This is a genomic window from Mycolicibacterium tusciae (genome assembly GCF_002086795.1).
GTDB lineage: Bacteria > Actinomycetota > Actinomycetes > Mycobacteriales > Mycobacteriaceae > Mycobacterium > Mycobacterium tusciae.
On sequence record NZ_MVIM01000006.1, the window covers coordinates 330253 to 351878 of the forward strand.

18 protein-coding genes and 1 pseudogene are annotated in these 21626 nt (G+C 63.5%); 8 read left to right on the top strand and 11 right to left on the bottom strand.

Annotated elements, in window-relative coordinates; all coding sequences use genetic code 11:
• Positions 1-808 precede the first annotated feature (808 nt).
• From BST47_RS14205 to BST47_RS14240, 7 genes are all read right to left on the bottom strand, one after another.
• On the bottom strand, positions 809-1747 hold the full coding sequence (locus BST47_RS14205) for a M56 family metallopeptidase (protein ID WP_083126131.1): 939 nt from the start codon (positions 1745-1747) through the stop codon (positions 809-811).
• Positions 1744-2130 carry a BlaI/MecI/CopY family transcriptional regulator gene (locus BST47_RS14210; protein ID WP_083126132.1) on the bottom strand — a complete coding sequence of 129 codons (387 nt, stop codon included), beginning with the start codon at positions 2128-2130 and terminating at the stop codon, positions 1744-1746. Before BST47_RS14210 ends, BST47_RS14205 begins: the two co-directional genes overlap by 4 nt.
• 149 nt (positions 2131-2279) lie before the next feature.
• A complete protein-coding gene (locus BST47_RS14215; protein WP_337360515.1) occupies positions 2280-2990 on the bottom strand; it encodes a L,D-transpeptidase in 711 nt (236 codons plus the stop codon).
• An 828-nt stretch (positions 2991-3818) separates the two neighbouring features.
• Positions 3819-5027 (bottom strand): MFS transporter, encoded by a 1209-nt coding sequence (locus tag BST47_RS14225; RefSeq protein WP_083126195.1) that lies wholly within the window; start codon positions 5025-5027, stop codon positions 3819-3821.
• 50 nt (positions 5028-5077) lie between these two features.
• Positions 5078-6190, bottom strand: a complete 1113-nt coding sequence (locus BST47_RS14230) for a PLP-dependent cysteine synthase family protein (RefSeq protein WP_083126135.1) — start codon at positions 6188-6190, stop codon at positions 5078-5080.
• Between the two features lie 116 nt (positions 6191-6306).
• Complete coding sequence (lpqS, locus tag BST47_RS14235) at positions 6307-6732, bottom strand: putative copper homeostasis (lipo)protein LpqS (RefSeq protein ID WP_083126136.1); 426 nt, start codon at positions 6730-6732, stop codon at positions 6307-6309.
• 370 nt (positions 6733-7102) lie between these two features.
• The gene (locus BST47_RS14240; RefSeq protein WP_083126137.1) at positions 7103-8632 is read right to left on the bottom strand and encodes a multicopper oxidase family protein; all 1530 of its coding nucleotides are present in this window, start codon (positions 8630-8632) and stop codon (positions 7103-7105) included.
• A gap of 759 nt (positions 8633-9391) precedes the next feature.
• On the opposite strand from BST47_RS14240, the gene BST47_RS14245 reads away from it, so the two are divergent.
• Positions 9392-9916, top strand: coding sequence for a hypothetical protein (locus BST47_RS14245; protein ID WP_083126138.1), 525 nt, complete (start codon positions 9392-9394; stop codon positions 9914-9916).
• 1111 nt (positions 9917-11027) lie between these two features.
• On the opposite strand, the gene BST47_RS14250 is transcribed toward BST47_RS14245, so the two are convergent.
• Positions 11028-12137: a PLP-dependent cysteine synthase family protein gene (locus tag BST47_RS14250; RefSeq protein WP_083126139.1), complete on the bottom strand. Its 1110-nt coding sequence runs from the start codon at positions 12135-12137 to the stop codon at positions 11028-11030.
• Between BST47_RS14250 and BST47_RS30495 the strand changes: the two genes are divergently transcribed.
• The 3 genes from BST47_RS30495 to BST47_RS14265 all read left to right on the top strand — a co-directional run bounded on the left by BST47_RS30495 (position 12129) and on the right by BST47_RS14265 (position 14458).
• Positions 12129-12416 carry a hypothetical protein gene (locus BST47_RS30495; protein ID WP_133056213.1) on the top strand — a complete coding sequence of 96 codons (288 nt, stop codon included), beginning with the start codon at positions 12129-12131 and terminating at the stop codon, positions 12414-12416. The genes BST47_RS14250 and BST47_RS30495 overlap by 9 nt on opposite strands.
• A 105-nt stretch (positions 12417-12521) precedes the next feature.
• A complete protein-coding gene (locus tag BST47_RS14260; protein WP_083126140.1) occupies positions 12522-13262 on the top strand; it encodes a response regulator in 741 nt (246 codons plus the stop codon).
• Positions 13259-14458, top strand: coding sequence for a sensor histidine kinase (locus BST47_RS14265; RefSeq protein ID WP_083126141.1), 1200 nt, complete (start codon positions 13259-13261; stop codon positions 14456-14458). Before BST47_RS14260 ends, BST47_RS14265 begins: the two co-directional genes overlap by 4 nt.
• 275 nt (positions 14459-14733) lie before the next feature.
• Here the strand turns inward: BST47_RS14265 and BST47_RS14270 are convergent, their stop codons facing one another.
• Positions 14734-15387, bottom strand: a complete 654-nt coding sequence (locus BST47_RS14270) for a DUF305 domain-containing protein (protein WP_067387067.1) — start codon at positions 15385-15387, stop codon at positions 14734-14736.
• A 964-nt stretch (positions 15388-16351) separates the two neighbouring features.
• Between BST47_RS14270 and BST47_RS14280 the strand changes: the two genes are divergently transcribed.
• The 4 genes from BST47_RS14280 to BST47_RS30690 all read left to right on the top strand — a co-directional run bounded on the left by BST47_RS14280 (position 16352) and on the right by BST47_RS30690 (position 19110).
• On the top strand, positions 16352-17575 hold the full coding sequence (locus BST47_RS14280) for a L,D-transpeptidase (protein ID WP_165799790.1): 1224 nt from the start codon (positions 16352-16354) through the stop codon (positions 17573-17575).
• A 78-nt stretch (positions 17576-17653) separates the two neighbouring features.
• On the top strand, positions 17654-18499 hold the full coding sequence (locus tag BST47_RS14285; protein ID WP_083126142.1) for a F510_1955 family glycosylhydrolase: 846 nt from the start codon (positions 17654-17656) through the stop codon (positions 18497-18499).
• Between the two features lie 127 nt (positions 18500-18626).
• Complete coding sequence (locus BST47_RS31145; RefSeq protein WP_234787840.1) at positions 18627-18776, top strand: hypothetical protein; 150 nt, start codon at positions 18627-18629, stop codon at positions 18774-18776.
• Between the two features lie 175 nt (positions 18777-18951).
• Positions 18952-19110: a hypothetical protein gene (locus BST47_RS30690; RefSeq protein ID WP_165799791.1), complete on the top strand. Its 159-nt coding sequence runs from the start codon at positions 18952-18954 to the stop codon at positions 19108-19110.
• Between the two features lie 29 nt (positions 19111-19139).
• Here BST47_RS30690 and BST47_RS30695 read toward each other — a convergent pair.
• Together BST47_RS30695 and BST47_RS31150 are read right to left on the bottom strand one after the other, a co-directional pair.
• A pseudogene (locus tag BST47_RS30695) lies at positions 19140-19421 on the bottom strand (class I SAM-dependent methyltransferase); the annotation flags it as partial.
• Between the two features lie 18 nt (positions 19422-19439).
• Positions 19440-19886: a class I SAM-dependent methyltransferase gene (locus tag BST47_RS31150; protein ID WP_272937640.1), complete on the bottom strand. Its 447-nt coding sequence runs from the start codon at positions 19884-19886 to the stop codon at positions 19440-19442.
• Positions 19887-21626 lie beyond the last annotated feature (1740 nt).

The following is a 21626-nucleotide window of genomic DNA, read 5'->3' on the forward strand; positions in this document are numbered from 1 at the left end:
CTGCACCACACCGACGCGATGAACGCGACGCTGACGCGATACCGATCAGCAGCATCATCCCCGGGCGACGGACTTCAGCTCGGGCCCACCCGCCGGTGAGATAAAGGCATACCGCCGGAGACGGATAAGCGTGCCACAGATTCGGTGCGATCCACGCGACACCACGCTGCCCGCCATCCGAGGTAGCCGAACAGTTCGGCGACCATGTGGCTGAACAGCACCACCGGTACGGACAAAATCAGGCTGCCCCAGAGAACCTGCCGCGCAACACATCCCCGGACGTCCCCGTGCCCGCCATGGCGGTCATGGCCCGAGCCCGGGCTATCTTAAGCGACGTAGGCCAAGTGTTCGCCGTGTCCGGCCTGGGGGTCGTGTTCGCTCGGGATAGGACTCTGTATCTGAGGGGCCGTGGTGTCCGAGCCGTTCGAGGTGTCGGTCAGCATGTCCGTGCTCCGGGCGAGAGATCACAACTCCTTCTGTGGGCCGCCGTGTGGCCGGTGGCGCTGTCGCCAGCCCGTTCGCGGTCGCGTGTCCGGCGGTCGAATCGGATACCGTGATCTTCTACTGGCCGTCTTAGTAGGACAATGTCGGACTCCGCAGAGTTCTAACTTGTCTGCATCCGAGTTGGCGATGATGTCGGCTGAACAACGCTTGACAGAGCTAAAATCGGTTGCGGGCCTGCGTCGGACGGGCCGCACATGTTCGCCGGAGCAGCCACCGGCCACGCGGTTTGCCCTACTACCAGGCCAGCGCGCGGTCGGCGGCCACACCGATCCTCTGGTCTCATGCTTGCGCGACATTCCTGGAGCTAACCGCACATCAGCGTGCCCGATGCCATCAACGCAAGAATAAGCAACGGTCCGCCGGCCATCAGCGTCGATGCGCTGGTCAACGCTGCCCGGGCGCGTATCTGCGTCGGCGGTGTTGCAGGAACCGCCAGACGTTCGGCCCTGCTGAGCACCGCCACATCGGCCGCCCCCAGTGACCCTGCCGGCGCTGCTCCGGCCAGTGACATCAATCCCAACAGCAGCGCGCGGTGACCGAATCGACGGGCCGCCGCGTCGTCGGCACACATCTCCAGTATCCGCGAGACCTCAGTGGCACCCTGTGTCATCAGCGAGAGTTTCGGGAAGACCACCGCCAGACTGCGGAGGGCGGCTATCACTTGATGATGGCGTCCCGCCAGATGAGCGCGCTCGTGTGCGAGCACGGCGCCCAGCTGATCGTCGTCCAGGGCCGCCAGCGCACCGGTCGTCACCACAATGACCGGTGGGCGACCCGATACGCAATAGGCGGCACGCTCGGAAGCATCGATCACGAACACGTCCTGGCCAACCGGCCGACCTACCAACCGCACCCCGTCAGCGTGCTCGAGCGCCCCTGCCCGCAGGCGAGCAAGAGCGCGGGCAATTCGGGCACCGGCGAGCGACGCGGCGATGACACCGGCGGCTGCGGCGGCGAGCAACAGTACTTGAGGGATGCGACCGGCATACCCAGTCAGCACGTCGCACAACACGGCAAGACACGACGCCACCACACCGTTGCTGTGTTCGCCGCCGGTGACAAGGTCCCCGACGATGAGCACTGCGGCCATCAACCAGCTGATAAGCACACTGCCGATGGCAGTCAGCCATGCCGCCACACCGTAGCGAGGAGCATGCCCTTCACGGGTGAGCCGACGCAAAATCGGCGGGCCGACCACGCACACCACGAAGCTGTAGAGCAGCAGGCACGCAGCGACGCTCACCGTTTACCTGTCCGCTTCTTCGGCAGCCGCCGCAACGCCGTGCGCAGCCGCTCAGATTCCCGGGGACCGATCTGCTCGATGAAGTGGCTCAGCACCAGGTCAGACCGCCCCCCGCCCTTGAGGGCATCGCGCATCAATCGTGCCGTGTGCTGCTCGCGCGACAGTGTTGCCCAGTAGCGATACGCCCTACCGTCGCGTTCGCGGGCCAGCCAGCCTTTGGTATGCAGATTGTCCATGGTGGACATTACCGTGGTGTAGGCGATTTGCCGTTCGGCGGCCAGTTGCTCGAAAATCTCGCGAACCGTCATCGACGCCTCAGGACCGTAGTCCCACACGCGTTCCATGATGACCGCTTCCAACTCGCCGAAACCGCGCACCCGCACCGTTGAACCTCCACTGTTCGACGATGAGCTTACCGGCCACCATGGCATACGCGCGATTCAACAAGCGCTGAAGCAGGGCGCACAGAAATGCGCAGGGTTGGCCGCTGTCGCCGAAACGGCGTCAACTCACGCTGGATCGGCGCGAGCCGCTATGCCTGAACGGTGACGGGATCCCCTACTCGCACCATGTCGAAATACCACTCGGCGTTTTCCGGGCTGAGGTTGATGCAGCCGTGACTGACATTGGCCGATCCCTGCGCGTCGACTGACCAGGGGGCCGAGTGCACGTAGACACCTCCCCATGTCACACGCACGCCGAATTCGCCGTCGATAAGGTAGCCCTCCGGGTCGTCAAGGGGAATACCGATGGTGCGTGAGTCGAACACGACGTTGCGCTGCTTCTCCAACACCGTGAAGTCACCGACAGGTGTTTCGAAACCGGGTTTACCCAGTGATGCCGGCATTTCACGGACCACCTCGCCGTCGACTTCGAGGGTGAATGTGTGCGCATCGATGTCAGCGACACTGACCACCGCAGCACCGGTGCTGAACTCGGTCTTCAACCCGCCAGCTCGCACTTCGATCCTATCGTGGGCCGGCCAATAGCCGGTCGGCTTCCACTCCAACGTTGCATCGTCGAGCCATGTGAACTCACCGGTCGTCGACTGCGAAGTGGTGATTGCAACCGTGCGTTCGGCGGCCTTCCTATTGACGACGGGCGCAATGTACTCCACCACCACTGGGTGGGCGACCCCGACCACCTCACCGGGACCCGGAAGGACGCGAATCGCGCCGAAAGTCTCGGTGGCCGCAGCTTCGGCGGCTGGCGTGCCCGCCGACGGCGTCAGGAAAGCAGCCACCACGGCTACCGTGGCCAGGAGCCATCGCAACTAACCTCCACCACCTTCGTTCAACCGCGGCGTGCGCCACAAACGGTACTCTACGTACTTACTACGTATAGTAGCTCTAAACGGTCCGCGACGAACCTCCCCTGCCACACGGTTGGACTACGCGCTCGAACGTCATACATCCTTGCGTTGATCTCACGGGTCAGCCCGGCCACGACACCCTTGTGTGCATTGGTCGATCGGCCGCTAGCCACGTCGCCGCAGCGCGGCCTCTCCTAGCAGGTGACGTCGACGTACATTGTCCTGTACACTACCCGCTCCACGGTGCGGTCGCGCATGTCTCTGCGCATCTCGGTGACGTCGCGTCCTGGTCGAATCGAGCTCACGGCGCACTTCGTAAGGGGCGCGGATCCGGTCTTGCTCACGATGACCGTATATCCGCTGTCCTCAAGGCTTTTCACCGTATCCTGCGCAGAGCCAGGGCCCGTTGGGGCAGCAGATGCCGACGCAGCGACCAACACGGCCGCAGTGGTGATACCGGCGACTATCGTCGCCATCTTTGCCAATGTAGCCATGTCCACTCCCAATTCGCCGCTGGACCAACCATTCATCGCCCTGGTTAGTACGTAGTAGCTCAGTAGCTATTAGTTAAAGGTACCTCAAAGCACTGACAGCATTACCGGTCTTGCGGGCACGGTTGGATAACGATGAGAACGCCTCTAAAATAGCCACTTTCGGCCTTTCGAAAGATCCGATGGCCGCTTTTCGGAAGTTCATGCAAGGGCCCGCACCGTGACGCCCGGTCAGTCACTGCGCAGGAGGGCGGTCCAGCTAGGGCGCTCAACCCGGATCCACGGCTGCTTTGACCGGCACCGGCTGCAGTCGCCCGCTGCGATTAAGGTAGAAGAGCGCTGATGCCGTCAGCCCGCCAATTAGGCTCAGCGCTGCCCAGATCAGCTCTGGTGCTCCGGCATCGCGCGCGGCTTGCATCAGCGCACCGGTACCCAAGTTGCCGGCGAGTATCCCGACACCGATGATGGTGTTATAGAAGCCGTAATGTGTTGCGACCAACCGGTTGTGGGCGAGTGATACCACGGTGTCCATTTCGAAGGGAAATACCGCTGCTGATCCGACTGCGAGCAGTGCAGCGGCAGACAGCAAGGCGATTGCGGATGCCGCCAGGCCGAACCGGCCGCTATCGGGAACGACGGCCACCGGGACGAACGCGACCGCCAAGATGAGTGTTCCAATGATTAGTGAGCGTCCCGCGCCCCATCGTGCACCGAACACGCGAGTGATGCGCAGTTGTCCGCCCACGGCGACCAGTCCAGAAACCACGAACACCGCTGCAACCAAGAGCGTTTCGGCGTCTGGCGCCAGAATCGCTGCGTGCAGCGGCAGTGCGAGATATACCTGGAAGGACAACACGTAGGAGCCGATCATGGCCGCCGCGAACAGCAGAAAGGATCGGTTGGCCAGCACGGCGCGCCAGTCATCGAGTACGGACGCCTTCTCGGCGTTGAGTGTGGCGCTGTGCTGGGGAAGGGCGAACAACTGGGCAACGGTCAGTAGCGCGAACACTGTCGCCGCCGCTGCCGCGGTGACGCGGAAGTCGAGCGCCATCAGTGCCAGTCCCGCCAGCGGACCGGCCAGAATGCCCGCCTGGTAGAAGATGTTGAACACTGCGAACGCTTCGACGCGCCGATCACCGGAATCGGCTGCCAGGTAAGCACGTACCGCCGGGTTGAACAATGCCCCGGCGAAGCCCGTGGCCGCCGAGGCGATTAACACCATCGGCAGTGACTCGGCCACGACAAGCAACCCGAACCCGGCGGTACGCAGTAGGCATCCCGCCACGATGAGCGGTTTGTAGCCCAACCGGTCAGCGAGCGTGCCTCCGATGATGAACATGCCCTGCTGTGAGAAATTACGCACGCCCAGCACGAGACCGACCGCCCATGCTGCGAGCCCCAACGGGCCGGCCAGATATCCCGCCAAGTAGGGCATCAGCATGTAGAAGCCCAGGTTGATGCCGAACTGGTTGATCATCAGCAGCCGGCTCGGCCAACCAAAACTCCTGAACTGTGCGGCCAGTGCCCTCACGGCACCACCGCCACGGGGTCAACCACCCGCGCGCACCGCGTCCACGACTGCACGACGCACTCTGTCGGCTCCGCGACGACCGCGGGCTCTGCACCCGGGGGGCCTGCCAGGATTCCGTGTGCCCGGCAGTAGTCGTCGTTGTAGACGGTGTCGAAGTAGCGTTGCGGGCCGTCGGGAAACACCGCGGCGATCCTTGTACCCTGCGGGTAGGTGCGCGCCGCCCAACCGGCCACCAGCGCGACCGCCCCCACACTCCACCCGCCGCTGGCGTAGTGGGTGGCTGCCAAGGTTCGGCACGCCCACACCGCCTCCGCGGGCGCCACCCAGTGCACCTCGTGGAATGCGCGGTAATCCACATTGCGGGGGTAGATGCTCGAGCCCAGGCCGCGCATCAGCCGCGTGCTTGCCGGCTGGCCAAAAATCGTCGAACCAACGGTGTCCACGCCGATCAGCTGCAAGTCGGGATTAAACTCGCGCAACACTCGCGCCACGCCGGCTGAATGCCCGCCGGTGCCCACGGAGCACACCAAGACGTCGATGGACCCCAGCTGATTCTGCAACTCCAGCGCTAAGCCCCGATACGCCTCGACATTGTCGGGATTGTTGTACTGATCCGGATACCAGGCGGTCGGATCACCGGCCAAAATCTCGGCCACCCGATCGCGCCGCGCCTGCTGCCAACCGCCCTGCGGGTGTGGCTCGGTCACCAGATCCACCTGCCCACCGTATGCCGAAAGCATTCGTTGAACAATCGGTTCCATACCGGGATCAGCGACCAGCGTCACCGGATGCCCGTATACTGTGCCCGCCAGCGTAAGCCCCAGCCCGAGTGTGCCGCTGGTGGATTCGACGATCCGGCCACCCGGCCGAAGATCGCCACGGGCGAGGGCTCGCTCCACCATGTGCATGGCTGGACGGTCCTTCATCCCGCCGGGGTTGAAGCCCTCGAGTTTGGCCCAAAAGCCCCGCTCTTCAGAGCTGAATGGAGCACCGATCCACAGCACTGGAGTGCGGCCGACCAGCGTGGCAGGCCGGCGGTGATACCGGCCGACGGCGCGGCGACGTGAGGCGGACAGGTCGGGCGTGTGTACGGATAGGACATGGTTCATGGGGTTTCCACGCTTCTGCGTCGGAGCCGCAGCGCTGAAGAGGACGCGGCTATGGATGGTGGGCAGCAGACATCGACCCGAGTCCGCTCAGCGCGGAGAGGTGATGCGCCGCCCACTCAGCAGCGTGTGATACAGAACCGGGTGAGCCGATCACGACCCCAGAGCACAGCCCGGGCCGCCCGCGGTGGGCCACGCATGGATGTGCCGACCGTGGCGCCCCACCAGCCCAGCGCCAAAGCCACGGCGGTGACCAATCCAAGTGCGAGGGGCAGGGTCGTGACTCGGGGCAGCACAGCCGCGGCAATACCGTGGTGCAGGTCGATGATGGACCCGTCCAGACAGTGTGGGTGATCGACGACTTCAGCGAACTGAGACCCGAGTGCCGATACCACAGCATGGGGCCCGTGCGGCGCCGGAGGATCCAGGCAGGTGGCTGCCGACCCGGTGACAGCGACCAGCATCCACGAGATCACTGCCAGTCCGATCAGTCGGCGCAGCGGTGTCGTGGTTCGCGAGCCCTCGTGTTTCACAATGTTGCCCACAGTAACAGCGCGCACGCAGGCCACGGCCCAGGCTCGAAGTTGATTCCGTGTTGTTACCGGGTCGCGATTCTTTAGTTCGCCCGACCAGGCCCCCGCCCGGCGTACCGCCATCAGAGTTTGCAATCTTCCTGCCCGCCACCGGATCTCTTCATCCGGCGCCACCCACCCGGCCACTTCTTGAGGAATCGTTCCTGCATATACGTACTATTTGCTTACGTACACAGTTTGGCAGCATTGGGCACCCATTGGTCTTCTACGCGTCAGCGCTCGTCGAACTGCTCGGAACCTAAGGCGTGCATGAACAAGTTACCGACGCAGGAGATGTTACGGATATCACTGAGTCATTCTGGCGAAGGCCGACGCACGGCCCTCAGGTCCTGTAGTTCAGGCTGGTCATCATGCCGGCCTCCTGGTGATAGGTGTTATGGCAGTGCAGCATCCATATCCCCGGGTTATCGGCATCGAAGACCACCGTGAGTTTCTGCATCGGAAGCACATTGACGGTGTCCTTGCGGGGGCCTGGCCGCCGCTGGTCGGCTGTCACTACTTCGAAGGTGTGGCCGTGCAGGTGCATCGGGTGCCACATCATGGACATGTTGTTGAACGTCACCGCGACGCGCTGGCCCTGCTGCACGTTCAGCGGTTCGGTAGCGGCGAACGGCCGACCATTGATCGTCCAATCGTAGCTAGCCATTGATCCTGCGAGGTCGGCGGGCAGTGCCACGTCGGCGGTGCGGCTCGGCAGCGTCACGCTGGGCGCCGCGCTCACCTGCTCTACCGTGCCGACGCGGCCAGACAACTCCGGTGGCCGGAAATCCGGCGCAGCAGGCGCACCGGCTCCGGTGAACAGCAGCGCTCGCGCCACGGCGTTCTTACCTTCAGCGGCGGCGACGAGCGGAAAGACCCCGTCACCGGCGGTGATCACCACGTCATAACGCTCCCCCATCCCGACCAACACAGCGTCAAACTCAGTCGGAACCACCGGGAAGCCGTCGGTATGTGTGACCATCATCGAGTGGCCGGCCAGCGCCACCCGAAACGCGGTATCCGAGCCGGCGTTGATGAGCCGGATACGAACTCGTTGGCCAGGTATTGCGCGAAACGTGCTCGGGGCTTGCGGGATTCGGCCGTTCATCAGGTAGTACGGGTAGGTGATATCTCCGGCGTCGCCACCGAGCAGTTCGCTGCCGCCCGTGCCGCCCACCCCGGGCACCGTCGCTGATCCGGGCATATCGCCCATGTCTCCCATCCCCGGCATATCGTGCGCAGGCGGGCCCATGGCGCGAAGCCCCTCATAGAGCTGTTGAGGGCTCGAACCCACACCGTCGGTCCAGTCGTCCAGCATCACCACCCATTCGGCGTCATAATCGCCGGGCTCGGTCGGGTCGTCGACGATCACCGGAAGGTACAGGCCGGTGTCGGCCTGCAACCCGGTATGGGGATGCGCCCAATAGGTTCCCGGGTGCGGCACCGAGAATCGGTAGATGAAGTCGCGTCCGGCATCGATGTTGGGCGTCGCCGGAGCGGCACCGTCCATATCGTTGCGTAGCGCGATGCCATGCCAGTGAACCGACGTCGGCTCGCTCAATCGGTTCCGAACGGTGACCGCCAACTCGTCGCCGACGCTGGCCCGCAGCAGCGGCCCCGGCACGGTGTCGTTGTAGGACAGCGTCTCGGCAATCACCCCGCCGATGTCGGCGCGGGTGCGCTGGGCGGTCAGTGTTGCGCTGACCGTGCGTCCGCTGTGCGGGCGACGCGACTCCGCGACCGCGACCGGATCCGGTTGCGGCGTCTGGTTGGCTGAGCGCGTGCAACCCGCCAACACCATCCCGGCCGCGGCGGTGACCCCCAGAAACCGCCGTCTGCTCAAACCGCCGCCCGACGCCACGAACTCGCTCATCACACGCTGGCTTCCCGGAGCCCGGGTTCACACTCATTTGGGCGTCCACCGCCCGCCCACCGGTACCACATCATGTCTATCCGGTCTCCTTCCCGTCTTCACCGTGCGCTCGGGTACCCACCGAATTGATGAAGGGGATATGAAGATTCGTTAAAGACGCCATCGGTTCAATACACCGCTGAATGATGGAAGTAGAGCGCCGCTGCCACCGATGCCACGATGTCTAGCCTCTTGGCGCCAGCACCCCGGACCTGGCGCCAAGCTGCCAATGCGCTGTTCGATGCGGACCATGTGGCACGCGTTTGGCGCCGCAAACCAACGATGGTGTGCTGGCGCACGATCCGGTTATCCGCGAGCGTGCAGGCCACTGTGCACAACTCACCGGCATCCTAAAATGTCGGGAACACTCGTAGCAGCGTTGGGAGGCTGCCGGCGACCACCGAGTCGAACGCCCCACCCGACCACCCGCACCAGGCCGCTGGCACGGCCTACCCAGCCGTTGATGATCGGCTGCGCGCCAAGCACATATCGGGCTCCGGCGCAGAGGCGCTCGACCTCCACTATCTGATTGAGCCTGCACCACCGATCAGGTCTTCAACCAATCTTCGCAGGATCTCAATCGATTCGGTGCATATCGCGGCGCACGGTTGAAGTCGGGTAGAGGAAATCGAACCCGACATCGAGGGGGTACTGGAAGGGGCTCGCTTGCACCAGATGGCTGGAACGCTAGCCAACGATCATCGACAGGATCCGCCCACCATGACCAAGATCATCGTCACGGCAGGCGCCATCGCCGCTACCGTTGCGGCAATTGCCCTGTTCTCGTTGCCGGGTATTGCATCGGCTGCGCCTGACCTGGTGGGCCAAACCTACGCCGAGGCCACGAACGCCATCGCGCAGCAGGGTGGCACGGCAATCATCGCGTCACGGGTCGGCGCCAAGCTTCCCCTCAGCAAGTGCATCGTCACTGGCGTTTCTCAATCGACATTCGTGAGACCTCCGTTCGTCCAGGCTGTCCCTGGCCGTGATGGGCGGTACGCACGTCAAGGAGTCCGCTACCGAATGGTTACCAACGAATACCGGCTCAGCTTGAACTGCAATGCCGCCGTTGCTACCGCGAACACCCCGGGAAACTCGGCGGCAAGCCCTGAGGGCCGGGAAGCCAAGAGAGAGCAGGAAGTCCAGGAATGGAGACGTACCGCCAAAGGTCAGCAGTGGTGCAAGCAGGCAGAAAAAGAGCACCCTGAATGGTTTCCCCTCGTCGGATGCCAGGCGGATAATTAATACACGGTCCCGAGGCGCGGCGACATCAGTATCCCGGGTGACCACGTTGGCGAACAGCATCACCAGACGCGCGCTGACACTTCACATTGAATGAGGTCCACCTGCTTCAAAATCCTTGGCACCAAGCCACGCCGGAATGGACGACCCAGACTTGCGGCGGGCGAAGCGGCAATCCGCGCAGGACACAGGCGCAAGCTGCGCCCCGCCGACGCACTGGCCGGCGCGGCAATCTCCCTGAGAAGGCAGGCCGGCCAGCCACTCAACCAGCGCGCAGCTCGCTTCATGATGTCATTGGCATGCCCGACTTTTCGGCCCATCCATGCGAGGACTACGACCAGTGGCGATTCGGGGGCCGAACCCTCGACTGGCCGATTCAGGGAAGATGTGGTGGCCCGCCCCCAGGACCGGTTTGAACATTAGGGCCGCCTGGCGCACGAGGGGGAAGGTGAATCTGTGTGCATGTTCGGGCGAAGTGCACTGGTGCGTGGGAAGCCAAAGCCGGCGGAGCGTGACCGCTGCCGTAAGGACTAGCACTCCGAAGAGCGGAAGGAATTCCGATGCTGCCTCGACTCAACTACTTGTTCTTCGTCGCACGACGGCGGCCAGCGACGAATCGTCGCCGCTCCAGCAGAATCGACAGTAGCCCCACTGGCTGACGAATTAGGGCCGAAAGTCCCTACGCGACGCGATGGCTGGTCAATGCTGTCGACAGGGCTGCTAACCGCCCCAATGCTGCCGGAGGTACCAATATGTCTGAGTTCAACGAGACCATGAAGACCGCGGCTTTCATGCGCTCTCGGGTTGGTGAGCCGGCCGGTCGGTCAGTTCGACTCCGCAATCGTCTCAACGGCGAAACCTCACCCGCTTGGACACTGCCGTAATAGGCCGCCCACTCACTCGCCTCGTCATCACGGCGTTGCCATACCTGACAGCAGCCGCGCCCGGCTGCGGGTCCAGGGATCTTTTCGCAAGGCACCTACTCAAGAAGGGAAATGCGCATCAAGCGGAGCAGGGGTTCGCAGAAAGGTGCCGCGTCATCAGCGTCAACGATGCCGCGACACCAGCGCGTCAGAGTCGCGACCGAACCTCGCGTAGTCTCCCACCATGCCGATTAGTCCCGTGTCGGCATCGGATCGATCACCGTGGCGCAGCGGGTCCATGACGTGACGACCTCCTGGGTGGGATCGTCGATCACGTTCGGCTGCTCGGGCGGCTGTGCTAGCAACAAGTCATGGCGACGGCAGTAGTCGTCGTTGTAGACAGTGTCGAAATAGCGTTGTGGCCCATCGGGGAAAACCGCGGCGATCGTCGTGTCACTTGAGAAGGTGCGTGCCGCCCAACCCGCGACCAGCGCGACCGCGCCTACACTCCAACCGCCCGTTGCGTAATGGGTGGCCGCCAAGGTACGGCAGGCCCACACCGCCTCCGCCGGCGCCACCCAGTGCACCTCGTCGAATGCGGCGTAGTCCACGTTGCGTGGATAGATACTCGAGCCCAGCCCTCGCATCAGCCGGTTCGCGGCGGGTTGACCGAAAATCGTTGAGCCGATGGTGTCCACGCCGATCAGGTGTAAGTGCGGATTGAACTGACGCAGTACCCGCGCGATGCCAGCGGAATGGCCTCCGGTTCCGACCGAGCACACCAGCACGTCGACCGTGCCCAGCTGAGCTTGGAGCTCCAGGGCCAGCGGCCGGTATGCGTCGACGTTGTCGGGGTTGTTGTACTGGTCGGGACACCACGCCTCGAGGTCTTCGGCCAGCAGTTCAGCGACGCGGTCTTTGCGCGCCTGCTGCCATCCGCCCGTCGGGTGCGGCTCGGTGACCATGTCGACGTCGGCGCCGTAGGCCCGCAGCATCGACACGATGATGGGCTCCATACCCGGATCGGTCACCACGGTCACCGGATGGTGATACACGATGCCGGCCAACGCCAACCCTAAGCCCAGTGTGCCACTTGTGGATTCGACGATGCGCGCCCCCGGACGCAGGTTCCCGCGTGCTCGGGCGCACTCCACCATGTGCATTGCGGGGCGGTCTTTCAAGCCACCGGGATTGATGCCTTCGAGCTTGGCCCAAAATCCGCGGTCCGCGCTGCTGAAGGGCTCAGAAACCCGCAGCACCGGCGTGCGACCCACTAGGTTCTCGGGTCGTTCGTAGCGGCCTAATCCGCGGTACCGCATCGCGTGCAGTTCGGGCGCATGGATAGACAAGGGATGACTCATGTGATCGTCGCTTCTCCATCGATCGGGGACGAGCCTGGGGGCCCGTCCGCTCGGGTCGTATCGGCCGAGTCAATCGACATGTCGCCCGTCGCCACACCCTCGCCGCGGGTATCCCGGTCGCTGGAAAAGGCACCAAACCACGCGACCGCCGTTGCGACGACAGCGGTCCAGGATGCGGCTAGTGCGCCGGCCGCCAGCCAGCTCTCCCAACCCCAGTACGGCAACATGAATCGACTCGGCCTCCTTCCGGACTCCAAGGTGCCCGTCGACGTCCGCTGATTCAGTGGAGGTTTTGTGAAGATTTGCTCAAGACCCGATCGGCTGGCACCAGTGTGCCGCGGGCGAGCCCAGTGTCGGTGTAACTGGTAGCTGTTCACGGGCACTATGGACGCTATGGATGGCACGTCAACTCAGGGAGGTCTGGGCGCGCCGGGCTACCGAGCCTTGATCGTCGACGATGAGGCGGCGCTCGCCGAAGTGGTGGCCAGTTATCTCCAGCGCGAACAGTTTGAAACCCGCACCGCCGTTGACGGCTCGCAAGCGGTGGCTCTGGCCCGCGAGTTTGATCCCGACGTGGTGGTGCTCGACCTGGGGTTGCCCGGCGCCGACGGGTTGGAGGTGTGCCGGCAGCTGCGCAGCTTCTCCGATGCCTACGTGGTGATGCTTACCGCCCGTGACACGGAAATGGACACCATCGTAGGGCTGACCGTCGGCGCCGACGACTACATCACCAAGCCGTTCAGTCCACGCGAGTTGGTAGCCCGTATCCGCGCTCTGCTGCGCCGGCCACGCACGGTGACCGGCGGCGACCAGGCTGCACCGCCGCGGCGCTTCGGGAAGCTGCAAGTCGACATCGCCGCCCGAGAGGTGCACCTCGATGGTGAGCCGATCCGGTTGACGCGCACCGAGTTCGACTTGCTGAGCGCGTTGTCTGCACGCCCGGGCGTGGTCTTGACCCGCCGCCAGCTACTCGAAACGGTGCGGGAGGGACCGTGGGTCGGCGACGAGCACGTCGTCGACGTGCACATCGGTCATTTGAGACGCAAGCTGGGCGACAACGCGAGCACCCCGCGCTACGTGCTGACCGTGCGCGGCGTGGGATACCGGATGGGAGGCGGACAATGAGCACGCCTGCGAACGCCCAACGAGCGCCGGTGCGCGCCTGGTGGCGCCCGGGGATCGGCATGCGACTACTGGTAGCTCAAACCATGGTGTTACTGGCCGGTGCGGTCACCACCTGGATCGTCGCCGCCATCGTAGGGCCACCATTGTTTCGTGACCACCTGCGCCAGGCCGGCGTCGCGCCACATTCGGCCGAGCAACATCATGCCGAGGAGGCCTACCAGTACGCCATGGTCGCCGCGGTGGGCGGCGCATTGGCGGTCTCGGCACTGGCGGCCTTCGCGGTCAGCTGGTACATCAGCCGGCGCCTGCAGCGCTCCGTCACAGAAGTAGCCTCAGCGGCGACCGCGGTCGCCGACGGCCGCTACACCGTGCGGGTAGCTCCACCGCACCTCGGGCAGGACTTCGACGCGCTGGCGGCTGCGTTCAATCAGATGGCCGGTCGCCTGCAGGCCGTGGACGCCACCCGCCGCCACCTCTTCGCTGACCTGGCCCACGAAATCCGCACTCCGGTCGCGGTTTTGGAAGCCTACATGGAAGCGGTCGAAGACGGTGTCGAGAAACTGACTCCGACCACCACTGCCATGCTGCGTGATCAGACGCGCCGACTGGTGCGTTTCGCCCAAGATGCCGCCGCTCTCTCTCAAGCTGAGGAAAGCTCCGCATCGATGACGACGACTGACACCGACATCGCCGAGCTGGTCAGGACCGCGGTCAGCGCCGCAGCCAAACGCTACCGAGCCAAACAGGTAACCCTGGCCACCCACCTGCCACCCCGCGTTCCCGCAGTTTCAGGCGACCCGCAGCGACTCGCTCAGGTAATGGCCAACCTGCTTGACAACGCATTGCGGCACACACCGCCGCACGGCCACGTCGACGTCCGCGTCCACATAGACCGTCACCAGCTCGAAGTCAGCATCTCCGACACCGGCGAAGGCATTCCCGCCCAACACCTTCCGCACGTATTCGAGCGGTTCTACCGCGTGGAAGCAGAACGCATCCACGACAAGAGCGGAGCCGGCATCGGTTTAGCAATCGCAAAAGCACTCGTCGAGGCACACGGGGGCTCCATCACAGCACGCAGCCAAGGACCGGGCACCGGGGCCACGTTCATCATCACACTTCCGGTCGCCACGTCGGAGCGCCGCCGACCAGACTTGCCGAGGCCAGAGTCTCAAGACCTGCACGTCCGACCGTAATTGGACGATCTATCCACGTCCGCGGCCGGACTACGTAGTTAGCGGCGAGTCCGGTCAGATCGGTCTGTCTCCGTTGGGTTGCGGCGGCGACTGGCGACGGCGGGCCGGGCGTTGGCCAGTGGGCCAAACACATCTCGCCGCAGAGAAGACGAGCGTCGAGGTTCAAGTCCTCCAAGGTCTTGATCCGCGGATCGCTGCAAGGGTCCCCGTGCCGGCGGAAATCACCGGCACGGGGACATCGAGGAGAGCTCGACGCTCCTAGCGTTCTGACATCCCTACAGCGAGCCGAGGATCTGCTCCATGGTCTGGATCTCTTTTTGTTGCGAGGCGATGATCGTACGTGCCATCTCGATCGCCGGCGCGAACTGGCCGTTGTCGACCTCAGTCTGCGCCATCGCGACGGCACCTCGGTGATGCTCGATCATCTGCGTCAAGAACAGCCTGCTCGCCTCGACACCCTGCGCGTTACGAAGCGCGGTCAAGTCTTCCTCGGTCATCATGCCGCCGCCCATATTGCCCATGTCATGGCCGGGCATGCCCGGCATACCAGCGCCCGGGGACGTAGTGGGAGACACGCCCCATTCTGATAGCCAACCTTGCAATTGCTGGATTTCCGGGCCCTGTGCCGCCTTGATCTCGTTGGCCAACGACACCACGCGCGGGTCGATGCCCTGCTTTGCCAGCAGCATGTCGCTCATCTCGATTGCCTGCTGATGGTGCGGGATCATCCCTTGGGCGAAGGTCACATCGGCGTCGTTGTGCGCTTGAGTCCCCGGCGCGCGCTCGCTTGGAGAAGCGGATGACGACGGGGTGGCCACCGCCGAAGTAGTCATTGACGACATGTCTTGTTCGCTTTGTGGGCTGTTACTGCAGGCGCTCAATGCGAGTGCTGCAGCGGCGGCGATGCCAATTAACCGGTTCAGGTGCACGCGAATTCCTTTCGTTGCGCAGCTAGCTAGCCTGCAGGCAGAACCTAAAGGGTCGCTTCCGTATTCGATGAAGAATCGGTAAAGACCCTGACCGCCGGACCTCGTGTCGGTCGCCCATCCCCTTAGTCGTGATGGCCTGCCATGTATCCGGAGGCAAACGTAAACCCCTGTCCAGCACTCGGCCGACCCTCTGATCGAGAACGAATCGAGCCAGGTGGCTTCATGGTGTATCGAACGCCTCCAACGTAGTGACACAACGACGGACGAAGGCTTCAACGATCATGTCGACCGGCATAGCCATCCGGTGAGTGGCGTGCACTGCGCCGAAGGCCACCACTCGAACGACTGGACTTTCAGCGGCTCCGGCGTGTTCAAGCAGCGGAAGTAGGATCACCGCAGCATCCCCGACCACGACCTCAAGGCTCCCACACTGCATAACAGCCAAACGTCGCGACGATCGGCGGCGACCACCGGGCTCAGCGCTCGCCGCAACCAGGTACCGAAGCGACTCTGCGGGCGTCAGTCTGTGCCCGCACGCCGCGGCGGCGGCGGTTTGCAAAGGCACGATTGCCGGCTGAGCTCATTACATACGTAGCAACTGCGCGTACCCAGTAGCAGCTGAGGATTTCTCTCTGACGCGCCAGACCCTCCCATCGCCGAGTGTGAAGTGTGACAGGTGCCCTCGGCCCGCTCGCGCCAGGGAGTCAACCGACATGTGCGCTGACGGGTGGCTACGATGTACGTACCGATGCAGTAGTAGCTTCGGTAGCACGCACGCTCGTGTTGGTAGGTCAATGGCGACGTCCGAACCTTTACCGAACCTTCGACGAAGGGCTAGGTAAGCAAAACACCGAGCGGTGACCATGGAGGGTGGTCACATGCGCAGCGTGGCGCGACTGTGCCGGGACAGCAATGCTTGCAGCCGTCGCATCCGCGTTGAGACGACGGCAGAGAAGGAGTAGCCATGCTGCTGCGGCGGCGGACTTCACGGATCGGTCGACGGAACACTCGGCTCGGGCTCATCGCCGCGGCCGTGGTGGCGTTGACGGTGCTGCTCATGGGATGCAGCAGCAACGCGGCCGCGCCGGCCCCTCAGGTGATTGCAGACAAGGGCGACCCGTATAGCGAATTACTGGTACCGACGCTGCAATCCTCAGTGGCAGACGGCGCCGTCGGCGTCGCGGTGGACTCTCCTGTCACGATGACCGCCGGCGACGGCGTCCTCGGTCCGGTAACCATGGTCAATGCAGACGGCATTTCAGTCGACGGGCACCTCAGCCCAGATGGAGTGACGTGGACGACGACCGAACCACTGGGCTACAACAAGCAGTACACGTTGCACGCGGAAGCATTCGGACTGGGCGGCGTCACTCGCAACAGCATGACATTCCAAACGCAGTCGCCGGAGAACCTGACGATGCCTTACGTCATGCCGAACAACGGCGAAGTCGTCGGAGTCGGCCAACCCATCGCCGTCCGCTTCGACGAGGACATCCCGAACCGTCTGGCTGCCCAGAACGCGATTACGGTCGTCACTACTCCCCCGGTAGACGGAGCGTTCTACTGGCTCAGCAGCCGCGAGGTCCGCTGGCGCCCGGCCGAATATTGGAAACCCGGTACTACCGTTGAGGTTTCGGTCAAAACGTATGGTGTCGACCTCGGGAACGGCTTGTTCGGCCAGGACGACGTCAGCACCCGGTTCACCATCGGTGATCACGTCATCGCCACCGCCGACGACAGCACCAAGACGCTGAGCGTCAGGCGTAACGGCGAACTGATCAAGACCATGCCGCTGTCCATGGGAAAGGACAGCACACCAACTGACAACGGCGCCTACATCATCGGCGACAAGTACCCGAATCTGATCATGGACTCGTCGACCTACGGCGTGCCGGTCAATTCACCAGACGGTTACCGGCTCGATGTCGATTGGGCGACCCAGATGTCTTACAGCGGCATATATGTGCATTCAGCACCATGGTCGGTCAGCAGTCAGGGGCGTGCCAACGTAAGCCACGGCTGCCTCAACGTCAGCCCCGCGAATGCCATCTGGTTCTACGAGAACACCAAGCGCGGCGACATCGTCGAAGTCGTCAACACCGTAGGGCAAACACTGTCCGGTACCGACGGCCTCGGTGATTGGAATATCCCGTGGGAGCAGTGGCGAGCAGGAAATGCGAACCTCTGAGCCCGCCGAAAAGCACCGATCACGCTGCAATCATCACAGACGGCTGTCGTGACAACGCCCTTGAGATGGCAGGCACGCATGCGCTCGGCCCTGATCACTATCTCTACGGTTACCGCATTGCTGAGCGGAGCATGCTCAAGTGCTGACAGCCCCTCTGGCCGATCCAACCCCAGCGGTTTTTCGCACATCCACGCCATGGGCGTGGATTCCGACGGCGTGTTGTATGCCGGCACGCACTACGGCGTGTACCGACTCGCCGGGGAGCGCGACCCCGAACTCGTCGGCGACCTCGTGCAGGACTTCATGGGATTCATTGTCGTAGGACCGAATCATTTCCTGGGCAGTGGGCATCCCGGCGCAGACAGCCGCGACGCTCCACCGAACCTTGGTTTGATCGAAAGCACCGACGGCGGCCAAACCTGGCACACACTGTCGATGACCGGCGAGGCCGATTTCCATTCCCTCGACTACCGGCATGGACTGCTCTTTGGACTCGACAGCGGAACCCGATCGGTGATGGTAACCGCAGACAAAAAGACCTGGGATCGACGTGCGGAGATCAGCGCCGTCGACATCGCGGTGTCACCCACCGACCCCAACGGCGTCCTCGCCACGACCGGCACGGGCATGTTGCGCAGCGTCGACCAGGCTAAGACCTTCACACCTGTCGTCGGCACACCCCCTCTGATCTTGCTGAGTTGGCCCGACGAAGGACCCTTGATCGGGGTTACCCCGACCGGGATGGTGTATGCCAGCCAAGATTCGGGGGCAACGTGGCAAGCGCAACGCGATCTGGGTGAGCGCCCGCAGGCTGTGTTGGCAGCGGGGCGAGGCCTGGTGTTCGTTGCGACCGAGAAGGGCATCCACCGCTCGACCGACAGTGCAACCACCTTCGAGACGTTCTACACCTTCGACGCACCATGAACGGGCTTACTCGCAACCCCGCTGCGACGTTGACGACGCTGCAAACGGCAACAAAGGCGCGGTACACCAAGCGAACAGCAATGGATCCGAGGGGTTCTGCTGTCAACGTACGTACACAGTAGGATCTATGCCAGTGCGTGGCCCGTACGGTCACTTCCCCACCCGTGCGGACCTCGTCGACGCGGTATTCGTCCGCACGCTGGCGGAGGCGCAACAGACCCTCGACACAGTCGACCTCACCTGGTTACCCCCGAGCGGCACTTTGCTCGGCTGGTGACCTCTTCATGCCAGATCATGAATCGGCATCGTGCACTTCTTCAGGCCGCGCAGCGCACCATCAGGCCCGGTTGGGATTCACAACCAGCACGAGATTCCGCACCGGCGGGTGCAGGGGCGGATCACGGGGCCGTCGCGCGGGCGTCTTCCGGGACGATCTACCAACCATGTGGCTAATGGCGACCTTTCCCAACGTCCTTCATGGCGCCGCCGAGGAGCTCACCGCCGGCCGGTTGAATGAACGTGCCGCCGACAATGTGATCGTGGCCACGTTACTCGCCGCCTTCACCGTCCCGAGTCAGCCGGTGCCAGGTCACCGCCCATGGCTTCCATAAGCCATGCGGCATGAACCTAAGCTGATCCGTCAACGTTCGGGCCGGCGCGCGATCAATTCGACGGCGGGGCTGTTAAAGCGCCTTGCACGCACGGAAAGCTTCCCATCGGTGAACCCCGCCGACTGCGCGTCATCGACGAGTTGAACGGGATCGACATCAAGGACGTGCCGGTGAACACTGAGCAAGAGCCGTCCGCCCGGACGCAGGACACGGAACAACTCTGCAAACCCCGCGGGACGATTCCATAACATCACGTTGTTGACCGAGATCGCCACATCGACAGTGCCGTGGGCACATCCGGTCGCTTCGGCGGTGCCGTCCCGAACCCGTCAACGTTCGGGCTGGCGCGCGATCAATTCGACGGCGGGGCTGTTAAAGCGCCTTGCACGCACGGAAAGCTTCACATCGGTGAACCCCGCCGACTGCGCGTCATCGACGAGTTGAACGGGATCGACATCAAGGACGTGCCGGTGAACACTGAGCAAGAGCCGTCCGCCCGGACGCAGGACACGGAACAACTCTGCAAACCCCGCGGGACGATTCCATAACATCACGTTGTTGACCGAGATCGCCACATCGACAGTGCCGTGGGCACATCCGGTCGCTTCGGCGGTGCCGTCCCGAACCTCGACGCGGCCGTCACGGATAAGCGCAGCGCATCTGGCCGCGGCCATATCACGCATGGTGGCCGAGGGGTCCACAGCGACCACATCACCGGTGGGTGCCGTGGCAGCCGCTGCCTCCCTGTTCTTCGGCAGCGCCGGTGTGGCGGGGATGACCATCCGTTCGAGCTGACCATCACACGAACCGATGGCGCAGGCAATATCTATCTGGAAGCTGGCGCGGTCTGAGCTGAGCGGCGTCGCGCGCTGACCGGCGGCATTGCCGACGTGTTGATCCGAGGAAAGATCCGTGCGAAAGGCTCGACACTTCATCATCAGTTCTTGCGATCAGGTTCTTGCGCGAAGGGTCATCCGACACGGTTCGGCGTCAGCAGGCTGTCCCCGCTATGGATGAGATTCGGCGGTGCCCTCGTGTCCAAACTTGGCATGCGGTACAGGCTGCGGGGCCAAGATACCGGGCTTTCGGCCCAGACGGGTGCACTCTGGCTCGGTGGTGCATGGCACCCCCCGTATTGCGGGGACATCCGGATTGCCCGGGATGGGCTGCAACGGCGAGCGCGGTGCAAGGTGCGGTGTGCATGACAGGCTGAACACGTCGACTTCTTCTCCGTTAGGGCAGGGAGCCGCCGGTGTGATCAGATCACTGCTTGGAACGGCGAATGCCGGCACCGCCGCGATCGCTGCGAGGACTCCACCGGCCAAGGCAAGCCGAAGCCAGTGCTCACGCCCAGTAGTTGACGGTCCAGTATGGGACGCTTTCTGGCGCTTCATGGTTCGACCACCTTTTCTACGGAGTTAAAACGTACGTAATAAATCGATAATACTGAGTTATCAGATTGTGTGTGACACATCTGAAGGTCACTAGGTCCGCGACTTCCGCCCCCTCGTCGGAGGATGGGAACACCGCGCCGTGGCCGGGATCGATAGGTTGCACCTCGAGGATGTAACTCGCGGGGTGCGCGACCACCGCGCCAACCCGAAGAACCGTCCCGCCACAGTCGCAGCGCGTGGAAGTGGCGTGTCGCGCAACGCGGGGAGCGCGACAACGCGAGGGGACTCTTTGGCTTGCTAACGCAAACCGAAGAGCTTTAGCCCGCGTCGCCGAGTCTTACCTGCTCGACGGAATGCACTTTCCCTTCCCCCCCGCGTGAGGACGCGCTGCGAACCTGGGCAGATCGATCCGGCCCAAGGTTTAGGCCTATCCGTCAAGGCTTAAGCGTTGCTGCGTCTACTCCGATAGACACGATCGGCAACTTCACCGCCGCAGATCTCGTCGCCAACAATGTTGGGACTGAAGGGCCGACATCGGTCTGAGTTATGACCGCTGCTTGTGGCCCACGAAAGCAACGGCTCGCCGTCGGCGACTGGATCGAACGTGCGTACAACGGCGACGAAGACGCCACTCCGCGAGGGGGGTGAACATCAGCCCGGTCGACTAGGAGAACCGAATCACTCAGACGGCGCAAGCCGCTGACCCTGTGTCCGCGTGTCCGCCGAACGGGCTCAAGCCCATCTTGCAGCATGCTTTGGCGCAATACTCGCTGAAACGGCGCGAAATGGACCACCTGAGTTGATGGATAACATTCGTTATCCATGAAGACCGCCGGTGAAAAGAGTCCTTCTGGTCCTCCAATCCCAGCCGTAAATCGTCGATCACGTTTTTCGCGGCGCTGTTGCAAGCTCCTGAGCTAGAGCGACCCGCTGCGCGTCTACATCAGCTGTCAGGGACGTCACGAAACGATCGGCCAGCACCGCATCTGCTGGGCCGCGCAGCCAACGTCTCTGCGGTGCCTGTGTGGTTCGACGCCAGAACTGTGCCTCCGCCGCGCGACGCAATGCTCCTGAATCGCGGCTAAGCGCGCGCGCAACCGCCACTGCCGCATCCCTTCTCAA

Coding starts and splice junctions, on each gene's coding strand:
- BST47_RS14225 (WP_083126195.1), bottom strand. CDS start 5,027: ATGATCAACCAGTTCGGCATCAACCTGGGCTTCTACATGCTGATGCCC.
- BST47_RS14230 (WP_083126135.1), bottom strand. CDS start 6,190: ATGAACCATGTCCTATCCGTACACACGCCCGACCTGTCCGCCTCACGT.
- BST47_RS14240 (WP_083126137.1), bottom strand. CDS start 8,632: ATGAGCGAGTTCGTGGCGTCGGGCGGCGGTTTGAGCAGACGGCGGTTT.
- BST47_RS14245 (WP_083126138.1), top strand. CDS start 9,392: ATGACCAAGATCATCGTCACGGCAGGCGCCATCGCCGCTACCGTTGCG.
- BST47_RS30495 (WP_133056213.1), top strand. CDS start 12,129: ATGACTCATGTGATCGTCGCTTCTCCATCGATCGGGGACGAGCCTGGG.
- BST47_RS14250 (WP_083126139.1), bottom strand. CDS start 12,137: ATGAGTCATCCCTTGTCTATCCATGCGCCCGAACTGCACGCGATGCGG.
- BST47_RS14260 (WP_083126140.1), top strand. CDS start 12,522: ATGGACGCTATGGATGGCACGTCAACTCAGGGAGGTCTGGGCGCGCCG.
- BST47_RS14265 (WP_083126141.1), top strand. CDS start 13,259: ATGAGCACGCCTGCGAACGCCCAACGAGCGCCGGTGCGCGCCTGGTGG.
- BST47_RS14280 (WP_165799790.1), top strand. CDS start 16,352: ATGCTGCTGCGGCGGCGGACTTCACGGATCGGTCGACGGAACACTCGG.
- BST47_RS14285 (WP_083126142.1), top strand. CDS start 17,654: ATGCGCTCGGCCCTGATCACTATCTCTACGGTTACCGCATTGCTGAGC.
- BST47_RS31145 (WP_234787840.1), top strand. CDS start 18,627: ATGCCAGTGCGTGGCCCGTACGGTCACTTCCCCACCCGTGCGGACCTC.
- BST47_RS30690 (WP_165799791.1), top strand. CDS start 18,952: ATGGCGACCTTTCCCAACGTCCTTCATGGCGCCGCCGAGGAGCTCACC.